This window comes from Pseudomonas sp. NBRC 111132 (assembly GCF_001320565.1).
GTDB lineage: Bacteria > Pseudomonadota > Gammaproteobacteria > Pseudomonadales > Pseudomonadaceae > Aquipseudomonas > Aquipseudomonas putida_P.
The window spans coordinates 1-15,082 of record NZ_BCBI01000023.1 but is presented as its reverse complement, the minus strand read 5'-3'; the positions used below and the strand labels follow the sequence as shown (position 1 = coordinate 15,082).

Sequence of the window (15,082 nt, the reverse complement as noted above, 5' to 3'; positions counted from 1 at the left end):
ACTACCGAGACGAACATGCATCAGCAAAATATCCTCTTCGACCTCGACGGCACCCTGACCGACCCGCGCCTGGGCATCACCCGCTCGATCCAGTACGCCCTGGCCAAGCTGGGTATCGACGAACCGGACCTGGCCCGCCTCGAGCACTTCATCGGCCCGCCCCTGCTTCAGGCTTTCATGCAGTTCTACAGCTTCGACGAAGCCAAGGCCTGGGATGCGGTGAATTTCTACCGGGAGCGCTTTCGCGTAACCGGGTTGTACGAAAACCTGGTGTTCGAAGGCGTGCCGGCGTTGCTTGAAACCCTGAACGGGCAGGGCCGTACGCTGTACATCGCCACCTCCAAACCTTGGGAATTTGCCCGGGAAATCGCCCGGCACTTCGCCTTCGACCACCACTTCAAGGTGATCTACGGCAGCGAGCTGGACGGCACGCGCACCAACAAGGTCGAGCTGATTCGCCACCTGCTCGATGAAGAAGGGCTGGACCCGGCGCAGACGCTGATGATCGGTGACCGCAAGCATGACCTGATTGGCGCGCGCAGCAATGGCTTGCAGGCAGTGGCGGTGGGGTATGGGTTTGGTAGCCAGGAAGAGTTGATGGCGGAGGAGCCCGCTTTCCATTTCGCTACGGTAGCCGAGCTGCATCAGGCTTTCAGCAAGGGTTAAGGGCCACTGGGGCCGCAAAGCGGCCCCAAAATCTCACTGGCTAACCATCAACCCCTGCAATGCGGCCTTCCGTTCATCAATCGGCAACCGCCCCAGTTGCTCGACCCGCTGGTAAAACCTGGCCCAATCTCCGCCAACCTCACGAAACACCGCCGTAAACGCCGGCACCCACTGGTCATAAAGCCCGAACGGTAACAACTTGGCATTGTTCATCGGCCCATACACCCAGGCGTCATAGCGCTTGTCCCCGCCCCATTGGCCATCTCGCAACCGCCGATACTCCTGCCTCAGCCGATCGAACTCCGCCCGTTTGGCCAGCCGCTTGTGCGCATCGTCCAAAGGCCCGGCATAAATCGCCTGCAACCGCCCACGACTGGCCAGCACCAGCCGAATGAACTGGTCACGCTGCTGCCCCTGCGCCTCGCCACCGGCAGCCAACCCACGCGCCGCACGCCATTGCCGCGTGCCTTCCTGCTCGACGAACGAGGCAAACGACTCGTTGAATTCGGTGTCGTCCTGCACATAAAAGCGCTGGTGGGCCAGCTCATGGAAAATCAACGTCGCCAAGCGCTCATCGCCCCAGCCCACCATCGAGGACAGGATCGGGTCATCGAACCAGCCCAGGGTCGAATAAGCTTCCACCCCCCCCACGTACACATCCAGGCCGTCCTGGCGCATCAGCGCCGCCGCGCCGCGCGCCGCGCCTTGCTGGTAGTAGCCGCGGTACGCCACACACCCTGCAATCGGAAAACAGTGCGTCACCGGTTGCAACGACAACTCGGGCGTGGCGAACACATTCCACACCACGTAAGGGCGGCCAAGGTCGGCGTAAACCCGATAGCTGCGGTTATCCGGCAGTTTCAATTGCTGGCTGGCAAACACCCGCGCCCGTTCGGCCTGTTGCAAGTGCGCGCGCAATGGCGCGGGGGTAGCAGGGTCAGCCACCACCTGCTCCACTGGCTGGCGCGCACGCAGCAGTTGCCACTGCCCCTCTGCCAACTGCCCGTAGTAGGCCGCGCTGGTGCAACCGTTCAGCAGAAGCGCCGCCAGCAGCGGAACCAAACGGGTGAAAACGCGGTCGAGTGCCCCAGGGCCTGAGCGCTGCATAAGAAAAAGTCGAAGCATCCGGGACTGTCTGACTCGCTCAAGGCTGATTCGCTCCAAGACTATCTCGCCAAGGGGGAGTTTCGCCATGCGTGCATTGTTGGTCGCCGGCTCACTGTTAATGATTTCCGCCTGTTCGACGTTGCCAGACCCAGACCCGAACCAGGCCTGGATCGACCTCACGCCCTACGACAACACCTCGCTGGACGCCGTGCAGGTAGATGAGCGTGACTGGGCCGACAGCCGCTATTTCGAAGTACAACCCGGCAGCCACGAGCTGACCGTGCGCTACCAGTTCCCGGTTACCCCCAGCAATATCGGCCCGGTCAGCGAACCGCTGTGGCGCGATTGCCAGGTCAAGCTGACCTTCAAGGACTTCGGCGCCGGCCAGCGCTATCAGCTGCACGCGGGCAGTATCGGCTTCCGCCCCTGGATCAAGCTTTACGACGACCAGCAAAAAATGGTCGGCCAAGGCTTGCCCGCAGGCTGCCAACGCACCTGAAGCGTACAATCGGCGCTATGCTTGTAACGTGTAAATCGCAAGTGGGAGTTTTGCCATGCGCCAGCCCATGATGCTGATCGCCCTCAGTGCACTGGGGGCTTGCGCCAGCCCCTTGCCACCCGTCGACCCCAAGCAGGCCTGGGTCGACCTCTACACCATGACCCCCGGCCGAGTGATCATGGCCGACCGCCTCGACGGCAAGCGCCTGGATGATGGCCGCTATTTCCAGGTAACGCCGGGCAAGCACGAGTTGGTGGTGCGCTTCGATTATGAAATCTACTCGGGCGGCATCATGTCCGAACCCAGGGACCGTACCTGCTACCTGACCGTGCGCTTTGATGACTTCAAGGCTGGCGAGCGTTATCGCCTGGAGGCGCGTGCGCCGGTGATGGAGCCGCAAGTGCTGCTGTATGACGCCAGCCGCAAGGTGGTGGTGAACGAGCCTAGCAACGTGTTCTGCATTCCATGATGCTGGGGCTGCTTTGCAGCCCCAAAATCGTGAACCTACCGATCATTCTTCTGGTAAATGATCTTCTTGGTCCCGCCATCACAGCTACCAACGACCATGTTCTGGTCCTTGGCCTCGCTGTTGGGCACGATCTCCAAGGTGTAGGAAGTCACCCCCTGGGCCTGGATCTTGGCCTCGATCTCGGCTTTAAGCTCCTCGCACGGCTTCACCGCCGCCAACGCAGACGTGGCGACCAGGGAAGCCAACACGGCGATTGCTACGCGAATCATGGAACGGCTCCTGAAAAGGCAGTGGTGCTGCCGACGCTGTTTAGACTACAGCAAAGCGCCACCGTTGCGCCGCTTCAGCCCACCAACGCTGCATCCAGGCTGATCTTGGCGTTCAACACCTTGGACACCGGGCACCCTTCCTTGGCCTTGTTGGCGATCTCCAGGAACTGCGCCTCGCTGGCCCCAGGCACCTTGGCCCTGAGCACCAGGTGCACAGCCGTAATGGCAAAACCATCCGCTTGCTTGTCGAGCGTCACCTCGGCCGCAGTGTCGATCCGGTCCGCGGTCAGCCCCGCTTCACCCAGCATCATCGACAGCGCCATCGAGAAACAGCCGGCATGCGCCGCCCCGATCAGCTCCTCCGGGTTGGTCCCGGGCGTGCCTTCAAAACGGGTGTTGAAGCCGTAAGGGTTCTGCTTGAGTGCGCCACTTTCGGTAGAAAGCAGGCCTTTGCCATCCTTCAGGCCACCTTGCCAGATTGCCGATGCTGTCTTTTTCATGATGCCTCCTGGTCACTGGGTTACTTACCTACCGTTCAGAGGCCTGCCGCCAGCCGCAAGTTCAGCGCAATATGAGTGCAGGCATTGAATCCAACGAATGCGCCCATACAGAGTCAAAGAGGCCGCTGGCCAACCACTTTTGCGGAGGCACCATGACGCAGCTGCGTGACCTGAAGATTTCCACCCTCGACCTGGTGCCCGTGCGCGCAGGCGCAGGCCCGGCGCAGTCGCTGCGCAACTCTCTGGACTTGGCGCAGCACGTCGAGCGCTTTGGCTACAACCGCTTCTGGGTGGCCGAGCACCACAACATGGACGGCATCGCCAGCTCAGCCACATCGGTGCTGATCGGTTACCTGGCCGGGGGGACTTCGACCATTCGCGTGGGCTCTGGCGGGGTCATGCTGCCCAACCATGCGCCGCTGGTGATCGCTGAGCAGTTCGGCACCCTGGCCAGCCTGTATCCAGGGCGTATCGACCTGGGCCTAGGCCGTGCGCCGGGTTCGGACCAGATGACGGCCTATGCCCTGCGACGTGACCGCGCAGGCGGCCCGGACGACTTCCCGGACGATGTCGAGGAGCTGTCGCGCTACCTCGGGCCACGCACCGATGATCAAAAAGTGATCGCCGTACCGGGGCACGATACCGACGTGCCCATGTGGTTGCTGGGCTCCAGCCTGTTCAGCGCCCAGCTGGCCGGCATACGCGGCATGCCCTACGCCTTCGCCTCGCATTTCGCGCCGCGCTACATGCACGAGGCCATTCGCGTTTACCGCAATCATTTCAAGCCATCGACCACGCTGGACAAGCCCTATGTGATGTTGGGCATTCCCATGGTGGTGGCGGAAACCGACGAGAAGGCCGAATTCCTCGCTACCTCGGTGTATCAGCGCATTCTCGCGCTGATTCGTGGGCAAAGCCTGATGCAGAAACCACCGGTGGAAAGCATGGATGGGCTGTGGTTGCCCCATGAACACGACGCGGTGGGCAGTTTCCTGGGCCTGGCGATGATCGGCAGCCCGCAGAAGGTGCGGGCCAAGGTGGAGGTGCTGCTGGAGCAGACCGGGGCGGACGAACTGATCTTTACCTGTGACCTGTATGAGCATGAGGACCGGATTCGGTCTTATGAACTGATGGCACAGGCCCTCAAAGCCGAATGAGCCCCTTCGCGGGCTTGCCCGCGAAGAAGCCAACACATCAGCCGCGCCGGTACACAATCTCCTTGGTACCGGCCTCGCAGCTACCAATCACCTTGCCCGCCGGGTCGCCTTTCTTGACGATCTCCAGCTTGTAGCCAGTGACACCCTTGGCATCCAGCTTGGCCGCAATTTCCGCCTTCAGCTCCTCGCACGGCTTGCCCGCTGCCAGCGCACCACCGGCCAGGGTCATCAGGCCCAGCGCCAGAATCAGTTTGTTCATCACTCGCTTTCCTTGTGCAGATGAAATCAGAAAGGGCGCCCGCCAAGGCGCCCCTCTCTTAAATACTCCATCACGCCGAGATCATCCAGCCCGGCGCTGTTTCAGCTGTTGGCGATACGAAAGCCCACCTTCAGCGTGACCTGGAAGTGCGCTGCCTTGTTATCGCGGATATGGCCACGGGTATCGACCACTTCGAACCATTCCAGGTGCTTGATGCTTTTGCCGGCTTCGGCCAGGGCATTGTTGATCGCATCTTCGATACTGGTGGGCGAAGACCCTACCAGTTCGATCTTCTTGTAGGTGTGATGATCGGTCATGAGCGCTCTCCATGGGTGACTGTGAGATTGAGCCTAGCAGCGCAGGCCTGGTTTACCTGCGAGCCATCACCGTCAGCGAAAGTTCGATCGCACTTTCACGCAGGCCGAGGGTCGCATTTCTTACAGTCCATTCTGCAAAGGAGAGTCAACATGCACCGCAACTCGCTGCGTAAAACGTCCCTGGAAAGCATGGAAGCGGAGATCGAGAGCCTTCTGAAAAGCCTGGAGAACCTCAAGCACGATGCGTCGGAAGAATCCCAGAAGTCGGTGAAGGCAATCCGCAGCAACGCCGAAAGCGCGCTGAAACACTCGCGCAGCCTGCTCAGCGATGCTTATGAGGAAGTGAAGACCCGCACCCGCCAGACCGGCATCGCCACCCGTGATTACGCCCAGGAACACCCGATTACAACGGCGGGCGTAGCCATTGGTGCCCTCGGTCTGCTGGCGGCCTATCTGTTGTCGCGTCGCAACTAACCCGCCTGGCGTTGCAACTCACGGCGCAGCCACTGCGCCAGTTGCTCGGCGCGCCCATCCGCGGCGCGCCGGGGCACCCACAACGCCAGCGCTGCCCGCGTTGGGGAAAACCCCCACGGCGCGCTGAGCCGTCCAGCCCTCAAGTCATCCGCCACCAGCGGCTGCGGCGCAATGGCCACGCCAAGGCCCGCGACTGCAGCCTCCAGCAAGTAATACAAATGCTCGAACGCCTGGCCATAGTGCAACCCGGCCGGGTCCAACCCCTGCTGCCGAACCCAGGTTGGCCATGCTTGTGGCCGTGAGGTGGTATGCAAAAGGGCCTCCTCCAGCAAGGCGCTGGCAGGCGCGCCGCGCAAGCGTTCGAAGCCGGCAAAGTGGGGGCTGAGCACCGGGCCGATACGCTCTTCGGCCAGCACATGCACCTGCATGTCCGCAGGCCACGGAGGCTCTGCGTACACCAGCAATGCATCGAGCCCTGGACGACGCGGGTCGAGGTCGCCTTCACCTGCCGACAAGTGCAGACGCAATTCAGGTAATTCCGCCTTGAGTCGCCCCAGCCTGGGAATAAACCAGCGCGCCAGCAGGCTGCCCGAGCAGCCCAGCACGAACGGTGCCTCGCTGACATCACGGCTGAGTTCGGCACACACGCTGCGCAGCCGGTCGAAAGCCTCGCCACTGGCATCACGCAGGCGCACGCCGGCATCTGTGAGTTTGATGCCACGCCCGTCCTTGACGAACAGGGCTACGCCAAGGTGCTCCTCCAGCACCTTGATCTGCCGGCTGACTGCGCCATGGGTGACATGCAGCGCTTCAGCCGCCTGGCTAACGCTGTTGAGCCTGGCGGTTGCCTCGAAGGCGCGCAGGGCGTTCAGGGGAGGGAGGTCGTGGGCCATGTTACCTGTGAGTTTTTCTGACAAGTTTGCGCAATCTTATCGGTTTTCAGCGGGGCCTGCCGTGGTTAGAGTAAAGCCCATCACTCATTCATTACGCCCTGGAGCGCCCCATGACCCAGTCCCAATACCGCCCCGGCCCCGACGCCAATGGCCTGTTCGGCTCGTTCGGCGGCCGCTACGTGGCCGAAACCCTGATGCCACTGGTGCTGGACCTGGCCCGCGAATACGAAGCGGCCAAGGCAGACCCCAAGTTCCTTGAAGAGCTGGCCTATTTCCAGCGCGACTACATCGGCCGCCCCAACCCGCTGTACTTCGCCGAACGCCTGACCGAGCACTGCGGCGGCGCGAAAATCTTCTTCAAGCGTGAAGAGCTCAACCACACCGGCGCGCACAAGGTGAACAACTGCATCGGCCAGGTGCTGCTGGCCAAACGCATGGGCAAGAAGCGCCTGATCGCCGAAACCGGCGCCGGCATGCACGGTGTGGCTACCGCCACCGTCGCCGCACGCTTCGGCCTGCCTTGCGTGATCTACATGGGCGCCACCGACATCGAGCGCCAGCAGGCCAACGTGTTCCGCATGAAACTGCTGGGCGCCGAGATCGTCCCGGTCACTGCCGGCACCGGCACCCTCAAAGACGCCATGAACGAAGCTCTGCGCGACTGGGTGACCAACGTCGAAGACACCTTCTACCTGATCGGCACCGTGGCGGGTCCACACCCGTACCCGGCCATGGTTCGCGACTTCCAGTCGATCATAGGCAAAGAAACCCGCGCCCAGTTGCAAGAGAAGGAAGGCCGCCTGCCAGACAGCCTGGTTGCCTGCGTTGGCGGTGGCTCCAATGCCATGGGCCTGTTCCATGAGTTTCTCGAAGAGCCGAGCGTGCAGATCATCGGCGTCGAAGCCGGTGGCCACGGCGTGCACACCGACAAGCACGCCGCCAGCCTGAACGGCGGCGTACCGGGCGTACTGCACGGCAACCGTACCTACCTGCTGCAAGATGCAGACGGCCAGATCACCGACGCCCACTCGATTTCCGCAGGCCTCGACTACCCAGGCATCGGCCCGGAACACGCCTACCTGCACGAAGTGAAGCGCGTCGAATACGTCAGCATCACCGATGACGAAGCGCTGGATGCGTTCCACGCCACCTGCCGCCTGGAAGGCATCATCCCGGCCCTGGAAAGCTCCCACGCCCTGGCCGAAGCGATCAAGCGCGCACCGAAGCTGCCCAAGGACCACCTGATGGTCGTGTGCCTGTCAGGCCGCGGCGACAAAGACATGCAAACCGTCATGAACCACATGGCCGCCCAGGAGAAACAGGCATGAGCCGTCTTGAACAACGCTTCGCCGAACTGAAGGCCGAAGGCCGTTCGGCACTGGTCACCTTCGTCACCGCAGGCGACCCGGGCTACGACGCCTCCCTGCAGATCCTCAAGGGGCTGCCGGCCGCTGGCGCCGACGTGATCGAACTGGGCATGCCGTTCACCGACCCGATGGCCGATGGCGTGGCCATCCAGCTGGCCACCCTGCGCGCCCTGGAAGCTGGCCAGACCTTGGCCAAGACCCTGCAGATGGTCCGCGAATTCCGTGTGGATAACCAGACCACGCCAATCGTGCTGATGGGCTACTACAACCCGATCCACCGCTTTGGCGTGGAACCGTTCGTGGCTGAAGCCAAAGCAGCGGGCGTCGATGGCCTGATCATCGTCGACCTGCCGCCAGAGCACGACGCCGAACTGGCCACCCCGGCCCAGGCCGCAGGCATCGACTTCATCCGCCTGACCACGCCGACCACCGACGATGCGCGCCTGCCGCGGGTGCTGGAGCGCAGCTCCGGGTTTGTCTACTACGTGTCGGTGGCCGGGGTGACCGGTGCCGGCTCGGCGACCACCGAGCACGTGACCGAAGCCATTGCCCGCCTGCGCCGGCATACCGACCTGCCGATCAGCGTTGGTTTCGGCATCCGTACCCCGGAGCAGGCTGCGAACATCGCCCGCCTGGCGGATGGTGTAGTGGTGGGCTCGGCGCTGGTCGACAAGATTGCCCAGGCCAAGAGTGCCGACCAGGCAGTGAATGATGTACTCAGCCTGTGCTCGGCACTGGCTGAAGGGGTGCGCGGCGCCCGTCGCTAAACCGCGTCGCCTGCTTCGCGGGTAAACCCGCTCCCACAAGGAACGCGCCGCTCTCAAGGTCTGTGCAGTACCTGTGGGAGCGGGTTTACCCGCGAAGACGCCGGCACAGGCATACCAATCTACCCACCAAAAATCGACAGGTCCAAGGGCCGCAAAGCCCCCATCCAGATCGCATGATCCCGGTGGTCCGCCAGCTCATCCCCGGTCAGTGGGTGCATGAACACCACCAAACCCTTCCGATACAGCGCCAGCCATGGCAGCACCACGCCCACGAACTCCGGCTCGAACGCCAGCTGGCAACTCCAGTCCGGGTGCGGCCCCACCGGCTTCTGGTGCATGCGCCCCATCGTCACGGGGAACAGCCGCGCCGCCTCCTCGCACAGTTCCCGGGCCTGCTCCATGGTCGCTGCGTCGTAATAAACGTGGGCGTGGTAACCCTTGATCCTCTGCACGATAACTCCTGATTGCGGTCCAACCATCACCACCTGCAAAGGGAGTGATGCAGTGAAAAACGCCGAAACCCCAGTGTACAAACTGGTCTTGTTCGGGCCTGAAAGCAGCCTGGGCAATGCCCTGATGGCCGAGCTGCTGTCGCGCCAGCACGAAGTCACCGCCGTGGTTGATGACCTCAACCGCCACACAGCGCGCCCGGGCCTGCACTTCAAGATAGGCGGGCTGCACGATGCCGACCAGGCTGAACAGGGCGCGGCAGGCGGCTCGGCAGTAATCGCCCTGCTATCGGCGCTGGCGCCAGGTGACTTGCCGGGGCAAGCACGCCTGAGCGAGGCACTGGTGGCGGGGCTTGAGCGTACGACTATACGCCGGCTGTTGCTGGTGGGCGATTTCGCTGTGCTGGATGAGCCGGGCAAGTACAGCGAGGCAGAGCGGGAATGCGTGGACCATGTGGTTGATGGGTTGCAGCGCAGTGCGTTGCGCTGGACCCTGATCAATACGCCGCAGGCGTTGCCCGATGAGGGGTGGGCACGTGTGGCGGCGGGGATGGCGGATATGCTGGAACTGGACCTGCACCGGGGCGAGCATCTGAACTTCGTGGTCTAGATCTGAACCCGCTCCCACAGAGCCCCCTCCGGCCTGACAGCCGACGACATTCCTGTAGGAGCGGCCTCGCCGGGGCGCCGTACCGGTCGGATGGGCCGCAAAGCGGCCCAAAATCTCAAAGGCTGCGCTCATGCTCCAGCCAACCGACAAACCGCTCGATCAGCGCCCCACGCCGCTTGCGCGGTGGCAGAACCGCATAATATCCACGCTCCGAGCGCAAACTCCCCTCCAAAGGCCGGCAAAGCAACCCTTGCTCCACCAACTTATCCACCAAGTGCCCCCACCCAATCGCCACGCCCTGGCCAGCAATCGCTGCCTGAATCAGCAACGTGTAGTTGTCGAAACGCAACTGCCCCGCCGCCGGCGGGCTGGCCACACCAAACCCGCGAAACACCCCCGCCCAGTCAAACCAGCGGCTGGCTTGCTCGCCCTTCAAATGCAGCAAGGGCAATCGTTGCAAAGCCACGGCTGACAAGGGTTTGCCATCCGTCAGCCGGGGGCTGCACACCGGGAAAACTTCCTCATCGAACAGCCAGCGGCTTTCGCCCTGGTGAAAGCGCCCATCACCGAAAAGCACCGCCACATCGATGTCCGGGCGCAGCATCCCCTGGCTGCGTTCACCGGTGACCAGGCTCACATCCACCTGTGGATAAGCCTCATGAAAGCGCTGCAGCCTTGGCATCAGCCAGAACGCCGCAAAAGCAAAGTCGGTGGCCACCTGCAGCACCTCGCGCTGGCCGCGACCGGTGGCTTGGGCAATGCCGTCATCCATCGCCTGCAGGCCCTGGTGCACCTGCTGGAACAACACCTGGCCGGCCTCGGTCAACTCGATGCCCCGGTAAATGCGATCGAACAGGCGCGTGCCCAGCTGTGCTTCCAGGCGCTTAACCTGCTGGCTCACGGCCGGCTGCGTGGTACCCAGCGCCAGCGCCGCAGCGGTAAAGCCCCGCAGGCGTGCTGCGGCTTCGAATACGCGCAAGGTATCCAGCGACAACTCTGCGAGGTGGTCAAACATAAGCTCAGCTAATCCCAGTCATTGCCCACCATGGGCTTTACCCATGTTATCCACAGTCTCATCTTGGTAGGCAAGCAGATCGCATAACTCCAAACGATGGAAGCCACCATGACGCGCCCGAATATCCTGTTCATCATGGCCGACCAGATGGCCGCACCCTTGCTGCCGATCTACGCCCCTTCGCCCATCCAGATGCCGCACCTGAGCCGCCTGGCCGAGCAGGCGGTGGTGTTCGAGTCGGCCTACTGCAACAGCCCGCTGTGCGCACCGTCCCGCTTTACTCTGGTCAGCGGCCAACTGCCTAGCCGCATCGGAGCCTACGACAATGCCGCCGATTTCCCTGCCGATGTGCCGACCTATGCCCACTACCTGCGCCGCCTGGGTTACCGCACCGCACTGTCAGGCAAGATGCACTTCTGCGGCCCGGACCAACTGCATGGCTACGAAGAGCGCCTGACCAGCGATATTTACCCAGCCGACTATGGCTGGGCAGTGAACTGGGATGAGCCGGATGTTCGCCCGAGCTGGTACCACAACATGTCCTCGGTGCTGCAGGCCGGTCCGTGCGTGCGCACCAACCAGCTGGATTTCGACGAAGAAGTGGTGTTCAAGGCACGCCAGTACCTGTACGACCACGTGCGTGATAACGATGGCCGACCGTTCTGCCTGACCGTGTCCATGACCCACCCGCACGACCCCTACACCATCCCCAAGCGTTACTGGGACCGCTACGAGGGTGTGGATATCCCCATGCCCCGTGCCGAGTTCGGCCAGGCAGAACTCGACCCGCATTCGCAGCGCCTGCTGAAGGTCTATGACCTGTGGAACAAGCCGCTGCCTATGGAAAAGATCCGCGACGCCCGCCGCGCCTACTTCGGCGCTTGCAGCTACATCGACGACAACATCGGCCAGCTGCTGCAAACCCTGGAGGAGTGCAACCTCGCCGACGACACCCTGATCGTGTTCTCCGGCGACCACGGCGACATGCTTGGCGAGCGTGGCCTCTGGTACAAGATGCACTGGTTCGAGATGTCGGCGCGGGTTCCGCTGCTTGTCCATGCGCCCAAGCGCTTTGCAGCAGGCCGGGTCAGCGCCTCGGTATCGACCTGCGACCTGCTGCCAACCCTGGTCGAACTGGCCGGTGGGGCTGTGGATAAAAGCCTGCACCTGGACGGCCGCTCGCTTGTCCGCCATCTGCAAGGGCAGGGCGGTCACGATGAAGTGATCGGCGAATACATGGCCGAAGGCACCGTCGGCCCGCTGATGATGATCCGCCGCGGGCCGTACAAGTTCGTGTACAGCGAGGATGACCCCAGCCTACTCTATGACCTGAGCCGCGACCCGCACGAGCGGGAGAACCTCACCGGCAGCCCGGAGCATCAGGCGCTGCTGCAGGCATTTGTCGATGAAGCACAACAGCGCTGGGATATCCCCAGCCTGCGCCAGCAGGTACTGGCCAGCCAGCGGCGCCGCCGCCTGGTGGCCGAGGCGCTGGCCATCGGCACGCTGAAAAGCTGGGACCATCAACCGCTGGTGGACGCCAGCCAACAGTACATGCGCAACCACATCGATCTCGACGACCTCGAGCGCAAGGCACGTTATCCACAGCCCGCCCCCCTGGATTGAGAAGAGAGGCCGCCATGCACAAGTTCTCCGCCGCCGTGTTCGCCCTGGCCATAAGCACCGCCACGGCCCACGCCGCCGACAGCGACGCGCAATGCAGTACCGTGAAAATGGCCGACCCCGGCTGGAGCGATATTGCCTCGACCAACGCCGTCGCCCGCCTGTTACTGGAAAGCCTGGGCTACCAGGTGAAAATCGACAGCCTGGCCGTGCCAATCATCTATGGCGGCCTGAAGGACGGCCGCGTCGATGCCTTCCTCGGCAACTGGATGCCGGCGCAGCAAGGCTTCCATGACAAGTTCATCGCCAACGGCGATGTGCAGCAGCTGTCGCGTAACCTGGAGGGAACCGAATTCACTCTGGCAGTGCCCGACTATGTGTGGAATGCCGGGGTGAAGGACTTTGCCGACCTGCAGAAGCACGCCGACCAGTTCGACAAGAAATTGTACGGCATCGGCTCCGGCGCCCCGGCCAACCTGTCGTTGAAGGAAATCATCGACAAGAATGAGTTCAACCTTGGCCAGTGGAAGCTGGTGGAGTCCAGCGAGCAGGCGATGCTGGCCCAGGTCGACCGGGCGGTGAAGAAGCAGCAGTTCATCACCTTCCTTGGCTGGACCCCGCACCCGATGAACGTGAAGTTGAAAATGCACTACCTGACCGGCGGGGAAAAGTGGTTCGGCAGCAAGGGCGAGGTGTACACGCTGACCCGAAAGGGTTATCCACAAGCCTGCCCGAATGCAGCGAAGCTGTTGGGTAACCTTAGGTTCACACTGGACATGGAAAACTCCATCATGGCCGAGGTTGTGGATAAGAAGATCAGCTTCGATGACGCGGCCAAGGCTTGGGTGAAGACGTATCCCGAGGTGCTGGACGGGTGGTTGGCTGGAGTGACTACCAAGGCCGATGGCAATGCCCTGGAGGCCGTCAAAGCCAAACTGTAGTCTTAGATACGACGCGCCCCTGTGGGAGCGGGTTCACCCGCGAATGCTGCAGTGAATGTACCGACGCATTCGCGGGTAAACCCGCTCCCACAGAGGGACAGTGGACCTTTGGAAATGTGAATATCTCATGCATCGCATCATCCACCTGCTGCCCTTCCTCTCCTGGCTACCCCGCCAATCGGGCCACAGCCTGCGCCAGGACCTGCTGGTCGGCCTGAGCGGTGCCATCCTCGCCCTGCCACAATCCATCGCCTATGCCCTGATCGCCGGCCTGCCCGCCGAATACGGCTTGTACGCTGCCATCGTGCCGGTGCTGGTCGCCTGCCTGTGGGGCTCGTCCTGGCACCTGATCTGCGGCCCGACCGCCGCCATTTCCATCGTGCTCTACGCCAGTATCAGCCCGTTGGCCGTGGCCGGCAGCGCCGATTACATCACCCTGGTGCTGCTGCTGACCTTCCTCGGCGGCATCTTCCAGCTGCTGCTCGGGCTTTTGCGCTTTGGCGCGCTGGTCAATTTCGTTTCCCATTCCGTGGTACTCGGTTTCACCCTGGGCGCCGCTATCGTCATTGCCCTGGGCCAACTGCCCAACCTGCTGGGCATGGACCTGCCCAGCCAGGCCACGGCCCTGAAGACCATGCAGGACCTGGCCAGCCATGCCGGCGAGGTCGACCTGCCTTCCCTGGTTCTGGGTTTGGCCACCGTCATGATCGGCGTGGCCTTCAAGCTCTGGCGCCCGCGCTGGCCGAGCCTGTTGATTAGCCTGATGCTGGTGAGCCTGCTGGCCTGGTTGCTGCCTGGCTACTTTGGCCATGTGCCAAGGGTGACGGCGTTCACCGGGCAACTCCCACCCTTCAGCCCGCTGCCTTTGCTGGATGTGGAACTGATGCTGCGTCTGCTGCCCAGCGCCGTAGCGGTGGGCATGCTGGGGCTGGTCACCAGCCTGTCGATTGCCCGCTCGTTGTCGGCACGTTCGGAACAACTGATCGACCCTGATCAGGAAATACGCGCACAGGGCCTGTCGAACATCGCCGGTGCATTCTTCTCCGGCTACCTGTCCGCCGGTTCCTTCACCCGCTCCGGCCTGAGCTACGAGGCGGGTGCCCGCTCGCCCATGGCCGGGGTGTTCTCGGCGCTGTGGGTGGCGTTGTTTGCCGTTACCGGCGCCGGCCTGATCGCGCACCTGCCGATACCGGCCATGGCCGGCAGCATTCTGCTGATCTGCTGGGGGTTGGTGGACCATCGAGGGATTCGCGCGCTGTTCAGGGTCAGCCGCTCGGAGTTTCTGGTGATGGCGCTGACGGCGGCGGCGACATTGTTGCTGGAGTTGCAGACGGCGATCTATGCGGGCGTGCTGGCTTCGCTGTTCTTCTATTTGAAGCGCACTTCACGGCCACGGGTGCAGCAGAGCCGTGAAGGGGACGCGGATGTGTTGCGGGTGGGCGGGTCGATTTTCTTTGGTGCCGCGCATTACCTGCAGGTGCGCTTGCAGCGCTGCCAAGGGCCGCATGTGGTGATCGATGCGCGGCAGGTGAATTTCATCGATTACTCGGGTGTGGATATGTTGCACCGCGAGGCGCGGCGCTTGCGGCGGTTGGGCGGGAGTTTGACCCTGCACCGGGCCAGGCCGCAGGTGATCGAGGAATTGCAGAAGCTCGAAGGGGTGGCGTTGTGCCCGATCCGGTTTGAAGAGTGAGGTTGGG

Annotated in this window: 19 protein-coding genes; 11 read left to right on the top strand and 8 right to left on the bottom strand. The window is 62.8% G+C overall.

The features are described 5' to 3' along the window. Nucleotides 1-15: 15 nt before the first annotated feature. Nucleotides 16-666 (top strand): HAD family hydrolase, encoded by a 651-nt coding sequence (locus APH35_RS13205; protein ID WP_041166626.1) that lies wholly within the window; start codon nucleotides 16-18, stop codon nucleotides 664-666. Nucleotides 667-699: 33 nt separating this feature from the next. On the opposite strand, the gene APH35_RS13200 is transcribed toward APH35_RS13205, so the two are convergent. Next, nucleotides 700-1,773, bottom strand: coding sequence for an aminopeptidase (locus tag APH35_RS13200; RefSeq protein ID WP_060514950.1), 1,074 nt, complete (start codon nucleotides 1,771-1,773; stop codon nucleotides 700-702). 85 nt (nucleotides 1,774-1,858) lie between these two features. Between APH35_RS13200 and APH35_RS13195 the strand changes: the two genes are divergently transcribed. Further along, nucleotides 1,859-2,272, top strand: coding sequence for a PA0061/PA0062 family lipoprotein (locus APH35_RS13195; protein WP_060514949.1), 414 nt, complete (start codon nucleotides 1,859-1,861; stop codon nucleotides 2,270-2,272). A 55-nt stretch (nucleotides 2,273-2,327) separates the two neighbouring features. Further along, on the top strand, nucleotides 2,328-2,741 hold the full coding sequence (locus tag APH35_RS13190; protein ID WP_012269897.1) for a PA0061/PA0062 family lipoprotein: 414 nt from the start codon (nucleotides 2,328-2,330) through the stop codon (nucleotides 2,739-2,741). A gap of 35 nt (nucleotides 2,742-2,776) precedes the next feature. Here the strand turns inward: APH35_RS13190 and APH35_RS13185 are convergent, their stop codons facing one another. Further along, nucleotides 2,777-3,010, bottom strand: coding sequence for a DUF1161 domain-containing protein (locus tag APH35_RS13185; RefSeq protein ID WP_012269896.1), 234 nt, complete (start codon nucleotides 3,008-3,010; stop codon nucleotides 2,777-2,779). Between the two features lie 74 nt (nucleotides 3,011-3,084). Continuing rightward, nucleotides 3,085-3,510, bottom strand: coding sequence for an OsmC family protein (locus APH35_RS13180; protein WP_012269895.1), 426 nt, complete (start codon nucleotides 3,508-3,510; stop codon nucleotides 3,085-3,087). Between the two features lie 152 nt (nucleotides 3,511-3,662). On the opposite strand from APH35_RS13180, the gene APH35_RS13175 reads away from it, so the two are divergent. Beyond that, nucleotides 3,663-4,667, top strand: a complete 1,005-nt coding sequence (locus tag APH35_RS13175; protein WP_060514948.1) for an LLM class flavin-dependent oxidoreductase — start codon at nucleotides 3,663-3,665, stop codon at nucleotides 4,665-4,667. Between the two features lie 37 nt (nucleotides 4,668-4,704). Here the strand turns inward: APH35_RS13175 and APH35_RS13170 are convergent, their stop codons facing one another. Beyond that, the gene (locus APH35_RS13170) at nucleotides 4,705-4,926 is read right to left on the bottom strand and encodes a DUF1161 domain-containing protein (protein ID WP_003253075.1); all 222 of its coding nucleotides are present in this window, start codon (nucleotides 4,924-4,926) and stop codon (nucleotides 4,705-4,707) included. Nucleotides 4,927-5,027: 101 nt separating this feature from the next. Next, on the bottom strand, nucleotides 5,028-5,243 hold the full coding sequence (locus APH35_RS13165; RefSeq protein ID WP_012269893.1) for a dodecin: 216 nt from the start codon (nucleotides 5,241-5,243) through the stop codon (nucleotides 5,028-5,030). A 150-nt stretch (nucleotides 5,244-5,393) separates the two neighbouring features. Here APH35_RS13165 and APH35_RS13160 point away from each other — a divergent pair, with 150 nt between their 5' ends. Beyond that, a complete protein-coding gene (locus APH35_RS13160) occupies nucleotides 5,394-5,717 on the top strand; it encodes a DUF883 family protein (RefSeq protein ID WP_012269892.1) in 324 nt (107 codons plus the stop codon). Here the strand turns inward: APH35_RS13160 and APH35_RS13155 are convergent. Further along, nucleotides 5,714-6,610 (bottom strand): LysR family transcriptional regulator, encoded by an 897-nt coding sequence (locus APH35_RS13155; RefSeq protein ID WP_060494174.1) that lies wholly within the window; start codon nucleotides 6,608-6,610, stop codon nucleotides 5,714-5,716. The genes APH35_RS13160 and APH35_RS13155 overlap by 4 nt on opposite strands. Before the next feature lie 110 nt (nucleotides 6,611-6,720). On the opposite strand from APH35_RS13155, the gene trpB reads away from it, so the two are divergent. Together trpB and trpA are read left to right on the top strand one after the other, a co-directional pair. Continuing rightward, nucleotides 6,721-7,938, top strand: a complete 1,218-nt coding sequence (trpB, locus tag APH35_RS13150; protein ID WP_012269890.1) for a tryptophan synthase subunit beta — start codon at nucleotides 6,721-6,723, stop codon at nucleotides 7,936-7,938. Then, nucleotides 7,935-8,744 carry a tryptophan synthase subunit alpha gene (gene trpA / locus APH35_RS13145; protein ID WP_012269889.1) on the top strand — a complete coding sequence of 270 codons (810 nt, stop codon included), beginning with the start codon at nucleotides 7,935-7,937 and terminating at the stop codon, nucleotides 8,742-8,744. The genes trpB and trpA overlap by 4 nt, the downstream gene beginning before the upstream one ends. A 119-nt stretch (nucleotides 8,745-8,863) precedes the next feature. Here the strand turns inward: trpA and APH35_RS13140 are convergent, their stop codons facing one another. Then, the gene (locus tag APH35_RS13140) at nucleotides 8,864-9,196 is read right to left on the bottom strand and encodes a DOPA 4,5-dioxygenase family protein (RefSeq protein ID WP_012269888.1); all 333 of its coding nucleotides are present in this window, start codon (nucleotides 9,194-9,196) and stop codon (nucleotides 8,864-8,866) included. 52 nt (nucleotides 9,197-9,248) lie between these two features. Between APH35_RS13140 and APH35_RS13135 the strand changes: the two genes are divergently transcribed. Next, nucleotides 9,249-9,803: an NAD(P)H-binding protein gene (locus APH35_RS13135; protein ID WP_012269887.1), complete on the top strand. Its 555-nt coding sequence runs from the start codon at nucleotides 9,249-9,251 to the stop codon at nucleotides 9,801-9,803. Between the two features lie 115 nt (nucleotides 9,804-9,918). Here APH35_RS13135 and APH35_RS13130 read toward each other — a convergent pair whose 3' ends face one another. Further along, nucleotides 9,919-10,818: a choline sulfate utilization transcriptional regulator gene (locus tag APH35_RS13130; protein WP_012269886.1), complete on the bottom strand. Its 900-nt coding sequence runs from the start codon at nucleotides 10,816-10,818 to the stop codon at nucleotides 9,919-9,921. A 108-nt stretch (nucleotides 10,819-10,926) separates the two neighbouring features. Between APH35_RS13130 and betC the strand changes: the two genes are divergently transcribed. The 3 genes from betC (at nucleotide 10,927) to APH35_RS13115 (ending at nucleotide 15,075) form a co-directional block, all read left to right on the top strand. Continuing rightward, the gene (betC, locus tag APH35_RS13125) at nucleotides 10,927-12,444 is read left to right on the top strand and encodes a choline-sulfatase (protein WP_060514947.1); all 1,518 of its coding nucleotides are present in this window, start codon (nucleotides 10,927-10,929) and stop codon (nucleotides 12,442-12,444) included. Nucleotides 12,445-12,458: 14 nt separating this feature from the next. Beyond that, on the top strand, nucleotides 12,459-13,382 hold the full coding sequence (gene choX, locus APH35_RS13120; RefSeq protein ID WP_060514946.1) for a choline ABC transporter substrate-binding protein: 924 nt from the start codon (nucleotides 12,459-12,461) through the stop codon (nucleotides 13,380-13,382). Nucleotides 13,383-13,509: 127 nt separating this feature from the next. Then, on the top strand, nucleotides 13,510-15,075 hold the full coding sequence (locus APH35_RS13115) for a SulP family inorganic anion transporter (protein ID WP_012269883.1): 1,566 nt from the start codon (nucleotides 13,510-13,512) through the stop codon (nucleotides 15,073-15,075). The last annotated feature ends 7 nt before the right edge of the window (nucleotides 15,076-15,082 follow it).